Here is a 17,586-nt window from a genome sequence, read left to right as displayed (position 1 = left end):
ATTACTTAACAGGGTTAATTAAAACAGGTTGTTGTGCTACATGAGGGTTATCTTCCCCAGCATACACATGCAAACATTTAAGTTGTTGTCTTGCAAGTGGGCTCTCTTTGGGCATCATCCTTTTTACAGCCAATTGCAACATTCTTTCTGGATATTTCCCTGATATTAAATCAATAGCCTTAATTTGTTTAATTCCTCCAGGAAATCCTGTGTGTCTATAGTAAATTTTTTGTTGAAGTTTTTTGCCTGTTAATTTTAACTTATCTGCATTTATCACAACAACATTATCACCACAGTTAATATGTGGTGTGAAATAAGGCTTATGCTTTCCACGTAGAATTTTTGCAATTTGTGCTGCAAGCCTTCCTAATACTTGATCCTTTGCATCAATTAACAACCACTTGTTTTGTACATACGAAGGTTTAGCAAAAAATGTACTCGATAACTTTGTACTCATAAAATAACTTTTTATTTCTAAAACACTTTAGTAGTATACGAATATACATAAAACAAAAATTATTACAACTGATTAATTGCTAATTTAGTATTTAATATTGTAATTTTTATTGGTTCTTTAACTATACCTCTTGATTTTTCTCTATTTGCTTCATCCCTTTTGAACAAAGTCGGTTCCATAAGCCTTTTAGCTAATTTACAAATATAATCTAATACCGAATTCAGTTTGAACAGATACGGAAAAGTTGAAATAAGGATGTTGTCAATTTTCAGATTTTTTGAGTTTGCTCATCAATCACTTTAGTCACACAAGCATCCGACCAAACATTTAAAGCGGTTTCTATCATGTCTATGATGCTATAAAATGGCAATATTAATCCAAGTAAAATAATCGGAATATCCATACTGCTGAGCAAACTGTCACTAAGAAAAAAGCATCCCATAGGAACTCCAGCATTGCCAATTGCAGCAATAGTAGCAATAAAAATCCAGGCAAACATTGTCCATAGATTGATCTCTATGCCATGATTTTGCATTATATAAATCACCGTGGTAAAGATAAAAGCTGCGCAACCATTCATATTTATAGATGTACAAAGTGGAAGTACAAATCTACTAACCTTTGGCGATACACCAAGATTCACTTCAACTGTATTCATTGTTACTGGCAAGGTTCCGGCAGAAGATTTGGAAAAAAATGCAATAGAAAGCGCTGGAAACATGCCGCGAAGCATTATAAAAGGCTTTATTTTATTCGTATATAAAAAAATTGGTAAAATCACAAACCCCTGAACTAGATTTGCAAGCACAACAACTCCAAGATAGCTACCTAATCCAGAAATATTTACACCACTTTTAAATTGAATGATAGCTGTTGCAATAAATCCAAAAAGTGCAATGGGAATGATGTTAACAATCCACCCAATCACCACAAGAAAGATTCCATGAGTTCCTTTAAAAAAATTAATAATACTAGTGCGCGATTCTTGATCTGGAATATAACGAATAGCGATCCCAACAACCATACTGATAAAAAGCATCCCCATCACCTGATGCTCCAAAAATGGGGCAAAAATATTAGACGGAATCAAATTTATCAAATATCCCAAATAAGTACTGGAAGAAACATTATTTTGTGATGGCAAAATACTTAAATCCAAAGTTGAGATATTTGATGGGTTGATAATCAAGTATAAAGCACAGGCAACGCTCGATGCAATTATGGTCGTGCTAACTGTATATAAAAGAGTCCTGCGCCATATTCCTTTCATCTGATCATCAGCACTATATTGTGAAAGTGTAACTATAATGAAAAATCCAATGATAGGTAAGCTAATACATTTAAATATTTTGATAAAAATATCAGAAATAAGCGCACTTAAGTTCTGCAAAAATTCAGAACCATATAGTCCACTTATAATACCTAAAACAATAGCAATAAAATAAAAAAGAAATACATTTGATCTCTTTTTTAGTGCTGGCAAATTTTCTGCGCACATAGCAAAATTACTCTTTTTATTAATTCCAATCTCTTTCTGGATTTATTCCACGCTGCTTACGGCGCTGCTATTTAATTACAAATCATCATGAATTTGCACTTCGATCTCTGGGGGACACAATAACATAACTATTATCTACTATTTTCTCCACATATTTACAACCATATTCTTTAGACTTTGTTCGGTAGGAATGAAAAAAGTAGTATTGAGAGAACTGAGATTTGGTAAAGTATCTGAATAAATAACCGGGGAAAGAAAATGTCGTATAAAGAAAGATTAAAAAACAATCCCGATAAAAGCCAAACAAAAACAAATATAAAGTCCTAAATAATAGTGACTATAACGAGAGTCTAAAAAAAAGAGAGAAGATAAGCTTGCATCTACCAGCTGGAGATCTAAAAGAAATATTTATCAATGAAAATAGTTACAAATATGGAGTATCAGGAAGAAGTAAATATTATAATGAAGAATACATAATTTTCATATGTACGATATATAGGTTGTTTGGATGTGAGGTAGACAATAGGCTATCTCGAACAAAGTCAAAAAGAGGTATGTGAATTATTTCATATTACATTTGTTCCACTGCCTTAATTCCTAAGATTTTTAATCCTGAGGTGATAACTAATGTAGTGGCATGAACTAATAAAATGCGTGCTTTTGTTAATTCAACATTGTCCTTGTTTATGAATTTTATATTTTCTTCTTTAGTGCCTTTGCTCCATATTTGGTGAAATTTACATGCTAGATCGTATAAATAATAGGTAATTTTATGGGGGTCTAGAGTATTTAGGCAAGAAGTTAGTATTTTTGGGTATAGTGCTAACATCTTAATTAAGTTAAAATCATATTCACTATCAAGTAGTGATAGATCAACTTCTTCTTTAACAAGATTCTCTATATTAATTTGCATTTCTTTAGCTTTTTTTAAAATAGAATTTGCTCTAGCAGATGCGTATTGCACATAAAAGACGGGGTTATCTTTAGTTTGTTGCTTAAGCTTTTCGACATCTACTTCTAGTACCGTATCTGAACTTTTAGACAGGATTGCAAATCTTAAGGCATCCTTACCAATTTCATCCAATATTTCTTCTAAAGAAATAAAATTTCCTGAACGTTTGGACATTTTTATTTGTTTGCCATCCCTTAAGAGCTTCACTAATTGACAAATTTTAACATCCAATTTAGCTTCTCCATCGCTTAAAGCATTTACAGAACTTACTAATCTTTTTTTATAGCCTATGTGATCAGCTCCAAGTAATAACACCATGTTATTAAATCCTCGTTCAATTTTATCAAGGTGGTAAGCTATGTCAGATGCAAAATATGTGTATTCCCCATTAGATTTTACTACAGCTCTATCAATATCATCGCCGTAATTTGTTGATCTAAACAAGGTTTGTTCTTTTGGCTCCCAATCATCGCTTGATTCCCCCTTTGGTTTTTCCAGCATACCTTGGTAGAGCAAATTTTTTTCCTTTAAAAAATCTATGCAATGTTTAACTTTATTCTGTAGTATCAATTGTTTTTCAGAAACAAAATTATCATGATAGACACCAAGATGATGGAGTTCATTTTTAATAATTTCTAATATTTTTTCAACAGCAAAATTATTTAAAAAATTTTCATCATTTAGTTTATTTGTATCATCTCTAATTTCTTCATGTAAATTTTTTGCTAATTCTATGAGATATTCCCCAGGGTAGCAATTTTCCTCTAATTCTATTTTTTCTCCAAGCAATTGTTTATATCTAATTTTTAATGATTTTGTTAAATTATTAATCTGATTGCCTGCGTCATTAATGTAAAACTCTTTTGTAATATCGTAACCACATTTTAAAAGTAAATTTGCAATCACATCACCAAAAACTGCTCCCTTAGCATGTCCTAAATGAAGTGGACCTGTTGGATTGGAAGAAACAAACTCTATATTTACTTTTTCACCTTTGCCAACATTTATTTTAGGGTAATCATGGCCACTATTCACTAATTGCTTTAAAAATAAATACCAAAAGCTTTTTTTTACTTTAATATTTAAAAATCCAGCTCCTGCAATTGTGACTTCATCTATATATTCATTTTTGCTAATGACCTTCAATATTTTTTCAGCAATATCTTTAGGATTGGCTTTTATTTTTTTAGCAATAATTATTCCAATGTTAGATGATAAATCTCCGTATTCAGGATTATTTGGAAATTCAACTTTAACATCATCACTTTCTATAGTTTTTGGATAAATAGATTCAATATCAGTAAACAGTATATTTCTAAAATGCGTAAATATATTCATTAAAAAAGGTTAATTAATTTTGTATCACTTGAAGCTCAAAAATATAGTGAAGCCACATATTTAATAGCTATTTGTTATACGATAATTTTCAAAACATTGTCAAAGAATTATTTTTTTATTAGTATATGCACAATATTAATATATGGCAGAGTTATGCAACATAAAAAAATTAACGAGAAAATAAATGAAAAAATACAAGCGGTAAGATTAGGTGGCGGACAAGAGAGGATAGACAAACAGCATCAATCTGGCAAATTAACTGCCAGGGAGAGAATAGAAATTTTGTTAGACCCAGATTCATTTGAGGAAATGGATGCTTTTATTGAACATAGGTGCCAAAATTTTGGTATGCAAGATAAAATTTTTCCAGGGGACGGTGTTGTGATTGGACATGGTACTATTAATGGGAGAATGGTTTTTGTATATAGTCAAGATTTTACTGTTATAGGTGGTTCATTAGGTGAAATGCATGCAAAAAAAATTACTAAGATACAAGATTTAGCTTTGAAACTGAAGGCTCCTATTATTGGGATAAACGATTCAGGCGGAGCAAGAATACAAGAAGGTGTAGATTCTCTGAAAGGATACGGAGAAATTTTTCAAAGGAATGTAGATTCTTCCGGAGTGATACCTCAAATTTCAATAATAATGGGACCATGTGCCGGGGGGGCGGTATATTCTCCAGCATTAACAGACTTTATATTTATGGTTAATCAGACCTCATACATGTATTTGACGGGACCAGACATAGTAAAAACTGCCACACATGAGGATGTAACCCATGATGAGCTTGGTGGAGCGCAGGTTCATATGAATAAAAGTGGTGTCATTGATTATGTAGCAGAAAATGATATAGAGTGTCTGCAAATGGTAAGAAGGCTTTTCGATTTCTTGCCATCTTCAAATGTAGCGGAGCTACCAACCTATAAAACAAACGATCCTGCAGATAGGATTGAGATGTCCTTGGAAACTTTAGTGCCAAAAGATAATACTAAACCTTATGATATGAAGCAACTCATTGAAAAAGTAGTTGATGAGGGTGATTATTTTGAGATAAAAGAAAATTATGCAAAAAATATTATGGTCGGATTTGCAAGATTTGAAGGGCGACCTGTAGGTATTATAGCAAATCAACCCATGGAAATTGCGGGTTGTTTAGATATCAATGCATCTATAAAAGCTGCGAGGTTTATAAGGTTTTGTGATGCTTTCGGCATACCTATAGTATCATTCATTGATGTACCAGGTTTTTTACCAGGGACTGATCAAGAGCACAAAGGAATTATTAAGCACGGTGCAAAATTATTATATGCTTATGCTGAAGCTACGGTTCCAAAAATTAGCCTTATTGCGAGAAAGTCTTATGGAGGGGCTTATATAGTTATGAGTTCAAAGCATTTAGGAGGTGACATTAATTTGGCTTGGCCTGATACAGAGATTGCAGTTATGGGAGCAAAGGGGGCGGTAAAAATACTAAAGGGGGTGACGGTGGATGAGTATGAAGAAAAATTTGCATCACCACTTGTTGCGGCGTCACGTGGTTATTTAGACGATATTATAAAACCTCACCGAACTAGATGGAGAATATGTAAATATTTAGCAATGCTTGAAAATAAAAAAGTTGAAAAACCATGGAGAAAGCATGATAATATGCCATTATAAGCTGAATCTGGTTCTAAATATGTTGTTGCAAAAAATTTAGAAATTGAATTTCTGAGTATAAAAATTAATCAGGATTATGTTGATTATACAAATAAGTTGCTTGAACTAGTACTAAGAGAATAAAATAAAACGAGATTAATAAAGATTAATTGAGTATAAGTAAAAGCAAGTATATCAATTTATGGGAAGGTAATGATTGATAATGGAAGGAATTGAGAATAAACATGGACACAGAAAGAGGTTAAAAGATAGATTTTATAAATCGCCGATAAGAACTTTGCCGGATTATGAGATATTAGAAATGTTGTTATTTAATGTTATATTAATTAAAGATACAAAGCTGGTGGCGAAATCACTATTGAAGGAATTTGGAAGTTTAGCTGGAGTAATCAATGCCGAATATAGTCAGCTAAATAGAGTAAAAGGTTTAGGGAAATCAGCTGAGATATATTTTAAACTATTAAAAGATTTATTTAGTCGTTTGCATATACCTAATGACTCAAATAAAAAATTTCATATACTTAACAATTGGAGTTCTGTTATAAATTATTGTAATTTAACTATGGGATTTCAAAAAATTGAACATTTCAAGATACTATACTTAAATTCAAAAAATATGTTAATACACGAACAAATGATTGATTCTGGTACTGTTGATAGAATAGCTATACATCCAAGAGAGATTGTGAAAAATGCATTAACGCATTTCGCATCTGCGGTTATTCTGGTACATAATCATCCAAGTGGAGATATATCTCCATCCAAACAAGATATAGAGATTACGAATAAGATTGTAACAGCTTTAAAGGCTGTAAATATTATTGTGCATGATCACATAATAGTTTCGCACAACGATTATTTTTCATTTAAAACAAATAATTTGATTAATTCAGAATGAAATTAATAATAGGGTTAGGTAATCCTGGTTTTAAATATAAAGAAACAAGGCATAATTTAGGATTTAATGCAATAGAGGCGCTTGCAGAGAAATTCAAAATCTCAGAATTTCAAGATAAATTTGATGGAAAGATAGCAAAGGCTACAATTTTTAATCAAGATGTTATATTTTTTCTGCCTATGACATTTATGAATAATTCAGGAATTCCTGTTAGTAAAATTGTGAATTTTTATAAAATATCTTTGAGAGATATATGCATTATTTTCGATGATTTAGATTTGGCAGTAGGTAAAATTAAAATAAAAATTGGTGGTAGAGATGCGGGTCATAATGGTTTAAAGTCCATAGATTCACATGTTGGCAAAAATTATAATAAAATAAAAATTGGCATCGGTAGGCCAGCTTTAGCCTCTATGGTTACTAATTATGTATTAAACAAATTTGATGAGAGTGAATTTTACCAAGTTAATGCCATACTTAAGTTCTTAGCTGAAAATTTCAATCTAATATTAAGTGAGCAATACGAAAAATTTTTGAATCTATATCATTCTAATCAAGGCCAACTAAAACAGGGTATGGCTAAAGAGTTGAGCAAGTAGTAATAATATTAATATAGAATCTAATATTAAAATCCACTATCTGCAGCCAAAATTTCTTTCATAGCTCCCCTTTCATATTCATATACAGCAAAGAGTCTATCATTAACCCCATTTGATTTTAATCTAAATGCACCAGTCATACCTTGATAACCATCGGTTCTTTCAAGGTCCTCAAATTTTAAGATTATTCCATTATTTGCTTTTTTAATAATAGCCGAGATTAACATTATCGAATCATAAGAAATTGCTGCGATTCTAGGAGGGGCATATTTATAATTATCCTGGAAACGAGATTCAAATTCAGAAAGTAGTTTGTGAGGTACATCAGCTACCCAAGCTTTTCTGGTGATGATGTTTTGTGCAAGTGAATATTGACTCCAATCCCCAATTCCCAAAACTTTGTATTTAGAATCGCTACTACTGTGCAAAAATTGTAACTGATTAATTACGTTAACTAAATTATTATTTTGTTCTGGAAGAAGAATTGCGGGGTGACCAAATCCTGGTAGTTTATTAGAAACATCATATTTTATAGAGCTTTTTGTGCTTAGTATAGCATCGCTTAAAGTGAACCTTTTTACAACTGGCAAATTCGAAGCAGTATAAAGTGAAACCTTTTTAACATTATAATGGTCTGCTCCTCTATTTTCTAATAATGTTTTTTCAACAAAATCCCCATATTTATTTTTAGGTGCAACTGAATAAATGTTAGAATACTGTTTACTACTTGCATATTGAACTACTTTTTTGATTTGTTGGTTAGGAATTATGTCAAATATATAAAGACCTTGTATGTTCATCAAATCTAAATCATTAGAATAAGTGATCATCAAGAGGTTGTTCTTTTTGGCTTGCTTGTAAACAATTTCTGCTTGATCCTTAAATATTGGTCCAAGAATTATATCTATATCGTCGAGATTGACAGTATCCATTGCTTTTTCAGCGCTAACAGAATCACTGCCTAAATCAATTGCTCTATAGGTTATATTATCAGCACCAAGCTCATAAATGGCTAATTGCATAGAGTCTAAAATACTTTGACCTAGACGCTGATATTTGCCAGATAGAGGTAGAAAAACAGCAATCTTAACCTCTAATGGATTTTTCGAAGGTAGAGCCACAAGTTTAGGATTCTCGCTTGATTTTTTATCGAAAAAGTTATCAATTTTGCTTTCAATAGTGTTACATCCAATAAGTACTGACAAAAGTACCAAACCTAAAAATCTTTTCATTTTGCACACATTTGCTATTTTAGTAATAAGCTATTATATGATTCATCTTATGTAAAGATTGTTTTTTATTTATCAAAAAAATTAATACAAATATACCTTGAATATCGGGAGATATGTTGTTAAATTACATTGCAATAATGTATGCATTGATTTTAAAAAATGGATCCGAAGATAGCCTTTACAAATATGCTTTGTGGTGGAGTGATAATGGACGTAATGAACGTTGAGCAGGCGAGAATTGCGGAAGACGCAGGTGCTACAGCGGTTATGGCTCTTGAAAGAGTGCCGGCAATAATTATTAGAGATGGTGGAATAGCAAGAGCTAGCGATCCTTCGATGATCAAAAAGATTCAAGAAGCCGTTTCAATACCAGTTATGGCTAAGTGCCGTATAGGGCATCTTAGTGAAGCAAAAATTCTTGAAGCTCTAGAAGTTGATTGTATTGACGAAAGCGAGGTTTTAACTATTGCTGATAAAGAAGATCATATAGACAAGACCAAATTTAATGTTCCTTTCGTTTGTGGCTGTCGTGATTTGGCAGAGGCTCTTAGAAGAATTGAGGAAGGAGCTGCGTTAATTAGGTGTAAGGGGCAAGCAGGAACAGGAAATATTGCTGAAGCAGTGTATCATTTGAAAGCTGTTAGGAGAGAGATTTATAATTTAAAGGGCTTGGATTCTTCTCAAATCAAGATAAAAGCCCAAGAAATGAGAATTCAAAATTCTTTATTAGACAAAGTACGTATCGATCAAAAGCTACCAGTTCCTTTTTTTGCAGCAGGTGGGATAGTTACTCCAGCAGATGCAGCTCTATGTATGGAATTGGGTTCTGAATCTATATTTGTGGGAAGTGGCATCTTTCTAAGTGAGGACCCGGCAAAAAGAGCAAGAGCTATTGTTGAAGCCGTTAATCATTGGAAAGATCCTAAAAAACTAGCCGAAATATCAGAGGATCTTGGAGAATCTATGAAATGAAAACAATAGGTGTATTTGCTTATCAAGGTGCTGGACATTTATTTGTGAAAGCTTTGGAAACACTTGGCTATAAAACTTTAAGGATTTTCGCAGATACTGATTTTTCGAAATCAGATGGTATTATTCTCCCAGGAGGGGAGAGCTCTGTACAGTATGATTACTGTATCAATAATCAGTTAAACAAAAAAATTCATGAATTTTTCCTAACTAAAAAGCCTATACTTGGCACTTGTGCTGGAGCAATATTGCTTTCCAAGTATAAATCTATAAGAGTGAATGGATTTGAATTCATAGATATAGATATAGAGAGAAATTTTTATGGAAGGCAAATTAACAGCAAATTGATAAAGACTGATTCTGATAAAGAAGCATTTATGATACGTGCTCCTGCTATAGTAAATTGTGGCAAAAAAGTAGAAATTTTAGACACATTCAATGGTAACCCTATTTTTATCAAGCAGCAAAATGTTTATTGCACAACTTTTCACCCGGAATTAGGTAAATTGGATAATAACAATCCAATTGTTAAAATATTTGCCTAAATTAAGTAATAAGCTTTACCTTCCCTTGCCCTTATCTTTGCCTTGAGATATATCTTGAGCTTTTATTAGGTTTGTCCAAAAACCCTCACCTTTGTTTTCACTAGCTGCTACCCTTGCAAATATAAATCCTAATTTTTGATTCATAATAAACTTAGACCAAAAACCTTTTGGTTCAACAACGCCAACTATTTTCCCTTCTTCTCTATCGTGCTCTTTTGTATGAATTTTTTCAACTCGTTCAAGTGCATATTCTTTGTTCAAATTAGGCTCCTCTTTTTCTAAAAATAAAAAGTCATTTGTAGGCTTTATGTTATTTTGGCTCTTTCTATATGGTGAATTCTCTTGTATGTTTTTCAGACGCTTATTAAAATTTTTTTTATTTATTTTTCTGATAATTATGAATAATATTAGCACCACAAAAGGTATGAAGCTTAACATGAATAAAACTGACACGACAGTAAACATAATCTATTTAAATAAATGAAACATAAAAACAGCTCGTCTCTATCGATTGAAATTTATAGAAAAAGTATCCATCTAATTGGCCTAATATTTCCAGTAATTTATCATTATTATGATAAAGAGACAATCACAATAATCAGTTTATTCCTTTTGGCAATTTCTTTTATAATTGATAAATTAAGAATAAAATTCGATTTACTAGAGCATAAATTTTTTAAGAAAATAGGCCTCGCACAAATATATAGAGATCATGAAAAGGAAAATTATTCAGCATTAACTTTTGCTTTAATTGGTATGAGTATATGTTTGTTTATATCATCAAAGCATGTTTTTAACCTCGCAATTTCTATTTTAATATTATCAGATACTATGGCTGCTTTAATTGGTATTTTATATGGTAGAACAAAAATAAATGGAAAAAGTTTTGAAGGTAGTATGGCTTTTTTTGCCACCTCCTGCATCTTAAGTCTAGTGATTGCAAGAATCTACAATTTGGATATAAATTTTTTAATAGCTGCATTTTTTGCATCGCTTATAGCTACAATTGTTGAATTATATTCAAAAAATTCTAAAATCAATGATAATATGACTATACCTATTACAGTTTGTATAGTAATGAATTTTATAGGAAATTATTGACCTCGAATTAGTTGAAGTTGTTTTTTTGATGTAAAAAGTCTATCATGTTGTAAGTAAATAATAGTGCGATAAATGATAACATATAAGAGTAAAATTATTACGTATTTATCCTGGGCATTAATTGCTTATCTTCTTTTGCAAAAATATACTGAATATAAAAATAAACCAAAATATATTGAGCAGGAAGAAATGCCTAAAGTTAGGTCTGATGATGGAAGGACAAAATATACAATTAAAATTGATGAAGACAAAAAGTATGATGATTTTAGTTTAGTAGAAAAATTTGCCTACAAAATTGTAAAAAATGATCTTCCACTGGCGGTGAGAAAAGAAATTGAATCTACAAAATCACAAAAATAGATAGCAAAGTTTGATTACTTATTATGGAAAATATAATTAAATCATTTACCCTAAGAAAAAGGGCAACAATTTTGTTGTTGTTTGTGTTGGTTGTTTGTGGGTATTTTTCCTACATTGCGATACCTAAAGAGGATAGTCCTGATGTAAAAATACCGATTATTTATACGGTAATAACCCATCAGGGAATTTCTCCTACTGATTCTCAAAAATTACTTCTTAAGCCTATGGAAATGGCTTTAAGGAATATCTCAGGAATTAAAGAATTAAAGTCATATGCTTATGAGGGTAGTGGTGTAATTTTGATTACATTTCATGCAGGATTTGATAGTGATAAAGCATTAAGCGATGTAAGAGCAAAAGTCAATGATACTGAGCATGAATTACCTAAGAATACCGATAAGCCAGTAATAAAAGAGATCAATTTAAGTTTGATGCCTGTTTTAAATGTAATTTTAACGGGAGAAATACCACAAGAAAGTCTGATTGCGATAGCGAGAAAATTAAGGGATAAAGTTGAGAACGCCCAAGATGTATTGAGTGTTAATATTAGCGGTGACAGAACGGATGTTGTAGAAATAATGGTTGAACCTGAAACGCTTGAATTTTATGGATTCAGCTTATCGCAAATAGGCCAAATGATCGCTGAAAATAACTCATTGGTTGCTATAGGAAAAGTTAAAAATGAAGGAGGAACTTTTTCTGTTAAGATTCCAAGTACAATAGAATCTGTAAATGAGTTATATAATTTTCCAATATTTTCTGATGGGAGTAAGGTAATTAAGTTAAAAGATATAGCAAAGATTAAAAAAACTTATAAAGATCCAGAATATATAGCTAGAGTTAATGGGAAGCCAGCAATTGTTTTGGAAGTATCAAAAAGAACTGGAGCTAATATTATTTCCACGGTTACAGAAGTAAAAAAAATAATTGATGACCAGAAAATTTATTTACCAAGTAATCTTGATATTATTTATTCTCAAGATCAGTCAGAGAACATTATAAACATGGTGGATGATCTAGAAAATGGAATATTGCTAGCAGTGATATTGGTGACTATAGTTGTTATTTTTTCAGTTGGAGGAAGATCTGCGCTATTGATAGCGCTTTCAATCCCATCTTCCTTTTTGGTGGGCATATTGGTATTGGAGATTTCTGGATATACCCTTAATGTTGTTGTGTTGTTTAGTTTGATACTTACGGTTGGAATGATAGTGGATGATGCAATAGTTGTTAGTGAATATGCTGATAGAAAAATTATTGAAGGTATGGATATAAAAGTTGCCTTTATTCATTCTGCCACCAGAATGTTTTGGCCTATTGTTACATCAACTCTTGTGAAAATTATGGTATTTATGCCTTTATTATTTTGGCCCGGTGTAATTGGACAATTTATGAAGTATATGCCAATCACTGTTATAATAATACTCACAAATTCTCTTCTATTTGCATTATTTTTTCAACCATCGATGGGACCATTATTTGGAAAACCCAAGGAATTTGACATTAAAACTATAAATTCGATGAAAGCAGCTGAAGAGGGTGACATTGATAATCTTAAAGGTTTATCAAAAAAATATCATGATTTATTGGAAAGAGTCTTGAATAAACCTAAGACATTTATATTGTCAGGTTTAGTAATTTTGATTTCTGTATACGTATTTTTTGGAGTATTAGGTACGGGAGTAGAGTTTTTTCCGAAAATTGAACCAGAAAATGCAGTGGTGGCGATTAAAACTGGTGGCGATTTATCTCTGGAGGAAAGAGATAAAATAGCTAAATCTGTTGAAAAGAAGATTATAAATATGACATCTGACATCAAAGTGTTTTATACAAAAAGCGGAGATTTTGATAGAGATAATTCTATTCCACAGAATACTATAGCAACAATACAATTAGAACTTGCTAATTGGAAAACTAGGAGAAAAGCAGATGCTATATTTAAGGATATTAGAGAAAGACTATCTGGAATTGATGGTGTAGAGGTTGAAATTTTAGAACAAAGTAATGGCCCCTCACAGACTAAACCAATTTCTGTTAATTTTAGCTCAAGAGATTTTGATCAGGTGCCAAAATTTGTTAATAAAGTTGAATTAGCTATGGAGCAAATGGGTGGTTTCAAAGATATTGAAGATACTAGTTCTGCTCCCGGCATTGATTGGAAAATAGATATCGACAGAGAGTTAGCAACAATTTTTAAACTTAATGCTAGAGAAGTGGGTGATAACTTGCGTTTATTTACTGACGGGTTTAAAGTATCTAGTTTTAGGCCAGACTACTCTGATGATGAAGTAGATATAGTGTTAAGGTTAAACCCAGAAAGCAGGAACATTAACGAAATTGATAAATTTAAAATTGTCAATAAAGAGAATAAACGAATTCCCATAACAAATTTTGCAACTAGAAAAGCGACGGATAAAATCAATAGGATAAATAGGGTGGATAGACGCAGTGTAATTACAATCAAGGCAGATGTAGAAAAGGGTGTTTTAGTCGATGATAAAATAAAAGAGCTTAATGAGTGGTTGAGTAAAAATGTAGAAGAGGGAATTGATTATGAATTTAAGGGTGAAAGCGAAGATCAAAAAGAATCATCAGATTTTTTGGGAAGGGCATTTTCGCTGGCTTTAATTATGATGTTCATGATAATGTTAGTTCAATTTAACTCATTTTACCATACTATAGTTGTTATGAGTGCTGTGTTTTTATCTACAGTTGGTGTATTGCTTGGCTTGATAATAACATGGCAGCCTTTTGGTATAGTTATGTGTGGAATTGGAGTTATTGCATTATCTGGGATAGTGTTAAATAATAACATATTATTTATTGATACTTATCAGTATTTAAGGAAAAATGGGCATGATGTGAGGGATTCAATAATTAGAGCAGGTATTCAAAGGGTAAGACCAATATTATTAACAGCTACCACTGCGATACTTGGGTTATTACCAATGATTTTTGGTTTGACAATTAATTTTTTCACTCGCGAAATTACATATGACGCTCCTTCAAGTCAATGGTGGCGACAACTTTCAACCTCAATAGCGGGTGGGTTAGCATTTGCAACAATTTTGACATTGTTTTTCACCCCATGCTTGTTACTTATAGGAAAAAGGTTTGATCCATTTAATAAAAATGAAAAAGACTGAATTTGACATTATTATCAGCGGAGCAGGATATATAGGAATGTCCCTTGCGTGCTTGTTGGCAAAGCAGGATTTGAAAATTGCTATTATAGATAATGATGAGACTTATAAAAATGCTAATTTTAAGTCAAAATTTCCGAGTAGAATATTCGCTATTGCTTCGGCATCTATGGAGATTTTTAAAAATATTGGTATAGCAGATTACATAAAAAGCCATGCTCAGGCAATAAATCAAATTTTAATTGAAGATTGTGAAAATAATGAAAATCTTATTTTTGATCCAGATAATTTAGGTTTGCAAAATTTTGGCTTTATGGTTGATGAAACATACATACTAGGATCATTAAATGAAGAGGTAAAAAAGTATAAAAGTATAAAAATTTATTCAAAACATGAAATTTCGCAGGTTATCAACCATCCATACAACATAGAGGTAAGACTTTCAAAAACCAAAATCTTAACTTCTAAATTATTAGTAGTAGCGGAGGGTAAAAATTCCAAAACAAGGGAATTAATTGGGATAAAAACAAAGCGAATTAGTTATAAACAAGATGCTATTGTTCTTGATTTAAAGCACGAATTTGATCATCAGGGCATAGCAGTAGAAAAATTTTTAAAATCTGGTCCTTTTGCTATATTACCTAAAAAGGGTGGATATGAATCATGCATTGTGTGGACTGATCAAAGTGGAGTTGGCAAAATACTATCATTGATGTCAAGAGATGACCTAAAATATCTCGTAGAAGGCAAATTAGATAGTAAATTAGGAAATATTGAAATTATATCAGATGTAATATATTTCCCCCTTAATTTAGTATATGCACAATCATATGTGAAGGGCAGGGTTGTTCTTTGCGGAGATGCAATGCACAGCATTCATCCAATAGCAGGGCAGGGGTTGAACTTGGGGTTAAGAGATGTACAATTGATAGAAGAGTTAATAAGAGAGAATATAGAGCTAGGTTTGGATATTTGTTCAAGTAATTTATTAAATCAATATAGCAAAAAAAGAGAATTTGATGTTAATTTAATGATTAATAGCACTCATAATATCAATAAAATATTTTCCTCTAATTGGGTTCCAGTTAGGATTTTGCGCAAATATGGGCTTAAAGTTATTAACAATTTTAATCCGCTTAAAAAATATATAATGAGTTATGCGTCAGGCTACAAAAATTAATATTAAAGATCAAATTGAAAATAAGTTAAGAGAAAAGCTTGATGTTATTTTTCTTAATTTAAAAGATGAATCTTATTTGCATGCCAATCATAATGAGGAAGCGAAAGCAGGAGGTACACACTTGTCATTAATGATTGTTGCAAGGGATTTTGATTATGTTAATTTATTGGGTAGACATAAGATTATAAATCAAATATTAAAAGATGAGTTTAAAATTATTCATGCCTTAAAGATAAAGGCGTACAATGGGAAGGAGTATATAGATAATAATGTCATGCAAAAAGCATGTCTTCAAAACAAAAATAATTAAGGAATATGATATTAGGGGGGAGTTTAAAACAGATTTAGCTGAAAGTGATGCGTATTTTTTAGGTTGTAGTTTAGGGACGTATATAAAAAATAAAGCTATCAAATCAAAAGTATGTATTGGTTATGATGGCAGAAAAAGTTCACCAATGTTAAAAAATAGGCTTATTGAAGGATTTTTAGATGTTGGATTGGATACGCTAAATTTAGGGTTAATTGCCACTCCAATACTATATTATGCTTGTAATACTATAAGTGATACTAATTGTGGAGTGATGGTTACAGCCTCGCATAATCCAGTAGAATATAATGGGTTTAAAATTATTATTGATAAAAAGCCATTTTTTGGCAATAACCTAATTAAAATTTACAACATTGCAAAAAATGGAAACATTTCGTTCTCAAAAAAGCGGGGATCCATAAATGAGGTAAATATTAATCAAGTGTATCTAGATAATATTACTGATCCAATAACACATTTTATTAAAAGTGAATTTAATAGTAGACTAAAAATTGCATGGGATATTTGTAATTCATCTTTAGCTGAAATTTTAAAAAAGATGGTCAAAAAGTTGCCAGGAATGCATATTTTTGTCAATGATGATGTGAGGTACCGTTACGTAGACCCTACTAATGAAGAAAATCTTATTAAATTAAAAATTGCAATTCAAAAATATAGATGTGATTTTGGTATAGCATTAGATGGTGATGCTGATAGATTAGTTTTTATAAATAAAGATTGTAGAGTAATTTTAGGGGATGAGTTGTTAGCTTTTTTCTCGAAAGATTTATTAAAAAGGCATATAAGGCCAAAAATTATTGCAGATATTAAAAGTAGCAAAACTATTGTGGATAAAATTTACAAAGATGGAGGTGAAGTTGAATTATATAAAACTGGTCATGCTAACATAAAGGATAAAATAATAAATAGTAATGCTTTGTTGGCAGGGGAAGTGAGTGGGCATATGTTTTTTAAGGAAAATTATTTTGGATTTGATGACGCGTTGTTTGCCTCATGTAAGCTTGTTTATCTACTATTAGAGCAAAAAAATAGAGATTATTTTGATTCTTTGCCTAAAATCTTTGTGTCTCCTGAAATAAAAATTCCATGCAAAGGTAATCAAAAAATTTTCATTATTCATAAGATAAAAAATTTATTAAATAGTAAAAAGATTCAATATAATAATATTGATGGAATAAGGGTTGAGTGTGAGAAAGGGTGGTGGCTAATTAGAAGTTCCAATACTGAAGACTCATTAACAATAAGGTTTGAAGGATATTCCGAAGACAATTTTAACTTTATATTAACACATTTATCAAATATACTTCGTTAAATCGGAGTTGAT

The 17,586-nt window shown here is 31.3% G+C and carries 17 protein-coding genes; 12 read left to right on the top strand and 5 right to left on the bottom strand.

The features are described 5' to 3' along the window. Position 1: 1 nt before the first annotated feature. On the bottom strand, positions 2-457 hold the full coding sequence (gene rplM, locus N3Z17_RS06750) for a 50S ribosomal protein L13 (RefSeq protein ID WP_282471952.1): 456 nt from the start codon (positions 455-457) through the stop codon (positions 2-4). Between the two features lie 268 nt (positions 458-725). Further along, positions 726-1,955: a dicarboxylate/amino acid:cation symporter gene (locus N3Z17_RS06745; protein WP_282471951.1), complete on the bottom strand. Its 1,230-nt coding sequence runs from the start codon at positions 1,953-1,955 to the stop codon at positions 726-728. Between the two features lie 374 nt (positions 1,956-2,329). Here N3Z17_RS06745 and N3Z17_RS06740 point away from each other — a divergent pair, with 374 nt between their 5' ends. Beyond that, complete coding sequence (locus tag N3Z17_RS06740; RefSeq protein WP_282471950.1) at positions 2,330-2,515, top strand: hypothetical protein; 186 nt, start codon at positions 2,330-2,332, stop codon at positions 2,513-2,515. Between the two features lie 11 nt (positions 2,516-2,526). On the opposite strand, the gene argS is transcribed toward N3Z17_RS06740, so the two are convergent. Next, positions 2,527-4,245 carry an arginine--tRNA ligase gene (argS, locus tag N3Z17_RS06735; RefSeq protein WP_282471949.1) on the bottom strand — a complete coding sequence of 573 codons (1,719 nt, stop codon included), beginning with the start codon at positions 4,243-4,245 and terminating at the stop codon, positions 2,527-2,529. 153 nt (positions 4,246-4,398) lie between these two features. Here argS and N3Z17_RS06730 point away from each other — a divergent pair, with 153 nt between their 5' ends. The 3 genes from N3Z17_RS06730 to pth all read left to right on the top strand — a co-directional run bounded on the left by N3Z17_RS06730 (position 4,399) and on the right by pth (position 7,404). Continuing rightward, positions 4,399-5,907 (top strand): acyl-CoA carboxylase subunit beta, encoded by a 1,509-nt coding sequence (locus tag N3Z17_RS06730; RefSeq protein ID WP_282471948.1) that lies wholly within the window; start codon positions 4,399-4,401, stop codon positions 5,905-5,907. A gap of 202 nt (positions 5,908-6,109) precedes the next feature. Beyond that, the gene (gene radC / locus N3Z17_RS06725; protein ID WP_282471947.1) at positions 6,110-6,805 is read left to right on the top strand and encodes a RadC family protein; all 696 of its coding nucleotides are present in this window, start codon (positions 6,110-6,112) and stop codon (positions 6,803-6,805) included. Further along, positions 6,802-7,404 (top strand): aminoacyl-tRNA hydrolase, encoded by a 603-nt coding sequence (gene pth / locus N3Z17_RS06720; protein ID WP_282471946.1) that lies wholly within the window; start codon positions 6,802-6,804, stop codon positions 7,402-7,404. Before radC ends, pth begins: the two co-directional genes overlap by 4 nt. A gap of 26 nt (positions 7,405-7,430) precedes the next feature. Here the strand turns inward: pth and N3Z17_RS06715 are convergent, their stop codons facing one another. Beyond that, positions 7,431-8,636 (bottom strand): penicillin-binding protein activator, encoded by a 1,206-nt coding sequence (locus tag N3Z17_RS06715; RefSeq protein WP_282471945.1) that lies wholly within the window; start codon positions 8,634-8,636, stop codon positions 7,431-7,433. Positions 8,637-8,795: 159 nt separating this feature from the next. Here N3Z17_RS06715 and pdxS point away from each other — a divergent pair, with 159 nt between their 5' ends. Then, entirely contained in the window at positions 8,796-9,608 is an 813-nt protein-coding gene (gene pdxS, locus N3Z17_RS06710; protein WP_282471944.1) for a pyridoxal 5'-phosphate synthase lyase subunit PdxS, read from the top strand. Continuing rightward, a complete protein-coding gene (pdxT, locus tag N3Z17_RS06705) occupies positions 9,605-10,150 on the top strand; it encodes a pyridoxal 5'-phosphate synthase glutaminase subunit PdxT (RefSeq protein ID WP_282471943.1) in 546 nt (181 codons plus the stop codon). The genes pdxS and pdxT overlap by 4 nt, the downstream gene beginning before the upstream one ends. Before the next feature lie 15 nt (positions 10,151-10,165). Here pdxT and N3Z17_RS06700 read toward each other — a convergent pair whose 3' ends face one another. After that, positions 10,166-10,588, bottom strand: coding sequence for a hypothetical protein (locus N3Z17_RS06700; protein ID WP_282471942.1), 423 nt, complete (start codon positions 10,586-10,588; stop codon positions 10,166-10,168). A gap of 42 nt (positions 10,589-10,630) precedes the next feature. On the opposite strand from N3Z17_RS06700, the gene N3Z17_RS06695 reads away from it, so the two are divergent. The 6 genes from N3Z17_RS06695 (at position 10,631) to N3Z17_RS06670 (ending at position 17,574) form a co-directional block, all read left to right on the top strand. After that, positions 10,631-11,251, top strand: coding sequence for a diacylglycerol/polyprenol kinase family protein (locus N3Z17_RS06695; RefSeq protein ID WP_282471941.1), 621 nt, complete (start codon positions 10,631-10,633; stop codon positions 11,249-11,251). Between the two features lie 72 nt (positions 11,252-11,323). Beyond that, a complete protein-coding gene (locus N3Z17_RS06690) occupies positions 11,324-11,611 on the top strand; it encodes a hypothetical protein (RefSeq protein ID WP_282471940.1) in 288 nt (95 codons plus the stop codon). 23 nt (positions 11,612-11,634) lie between these two features. Further along, complete coding sequence (locus N3Z17_RS06685; RefSeq protein ID WP_282471939.1) at positions 11,635-14,757, top strand: efflux RND transporter permease subunit; 3,123 nt, start codon at positions 11,635-11,637, stop codon at positions 14,755-14,757. After that, positions 14,744-15,934 carry an FAD-dependent monooxygenase gene (locus tag N3Z17_RS06680; RefSeq protein WP_282471938.1) on the top strand — a complete coding sequence of 397 codons (1,191 nt, stop codon included), beginning with the start codon at positions 14,744-14,746 and terminating at the stop codon, positions 15,932-15,934. Before N3Z17_RS06685 ends, N3Z17_RS06680 begins: the two co-directional genes overlap by 14 nt. Further along, a complete protein-coding gene (locus tag N3Z17_RS06675) occupies positions 15,912-16,244 on the top strand; it encodes a BolA family protein (RefSeq protein WP_282471937.1) in 333 nt (110 codons plus the stop codon). The genes N3Z17_RS06680 and N3Z17_RS06675 overlap by 23 nt, the downstream gene beginning before the upstream one ends. Next, the gene (locus N3Z17_RS06670; protein ID WP_282471936.1) at positions 16,204-17,574 is read left to right on the top strand and encodes a phosphomannomutase/phosphoglucomutase; all 1,371 of its coding nucleotides are present in this window, start codon (positions 16,204-16,206) and stop codon (positions 17,572-17,574) included. The genes N3Z17_RS06675 and N3Z17_RS06670 overlap by 41 nt, the downstream gene beginning before the upstream one ends. The last annotated feature ends 12 nt before the right edge of the window (positions 17,575-17,586 follow it).

The organism is Candidatus Bandiella numerosa (genome assembly GCF_029981845.1).
GTDB classification, from domain to species: domain Bacteria; phylum Pseudomonadota; class Alphaproteobacteria; order Rickettsiales; family Midichloriaceae; genus Aquirickettsia; species Aquirickettsia numerosa.
Note: the sequence above shows the minus strand (reverse complement) of the source record. Positions and strands in the feature narration are given on the sequence as shown.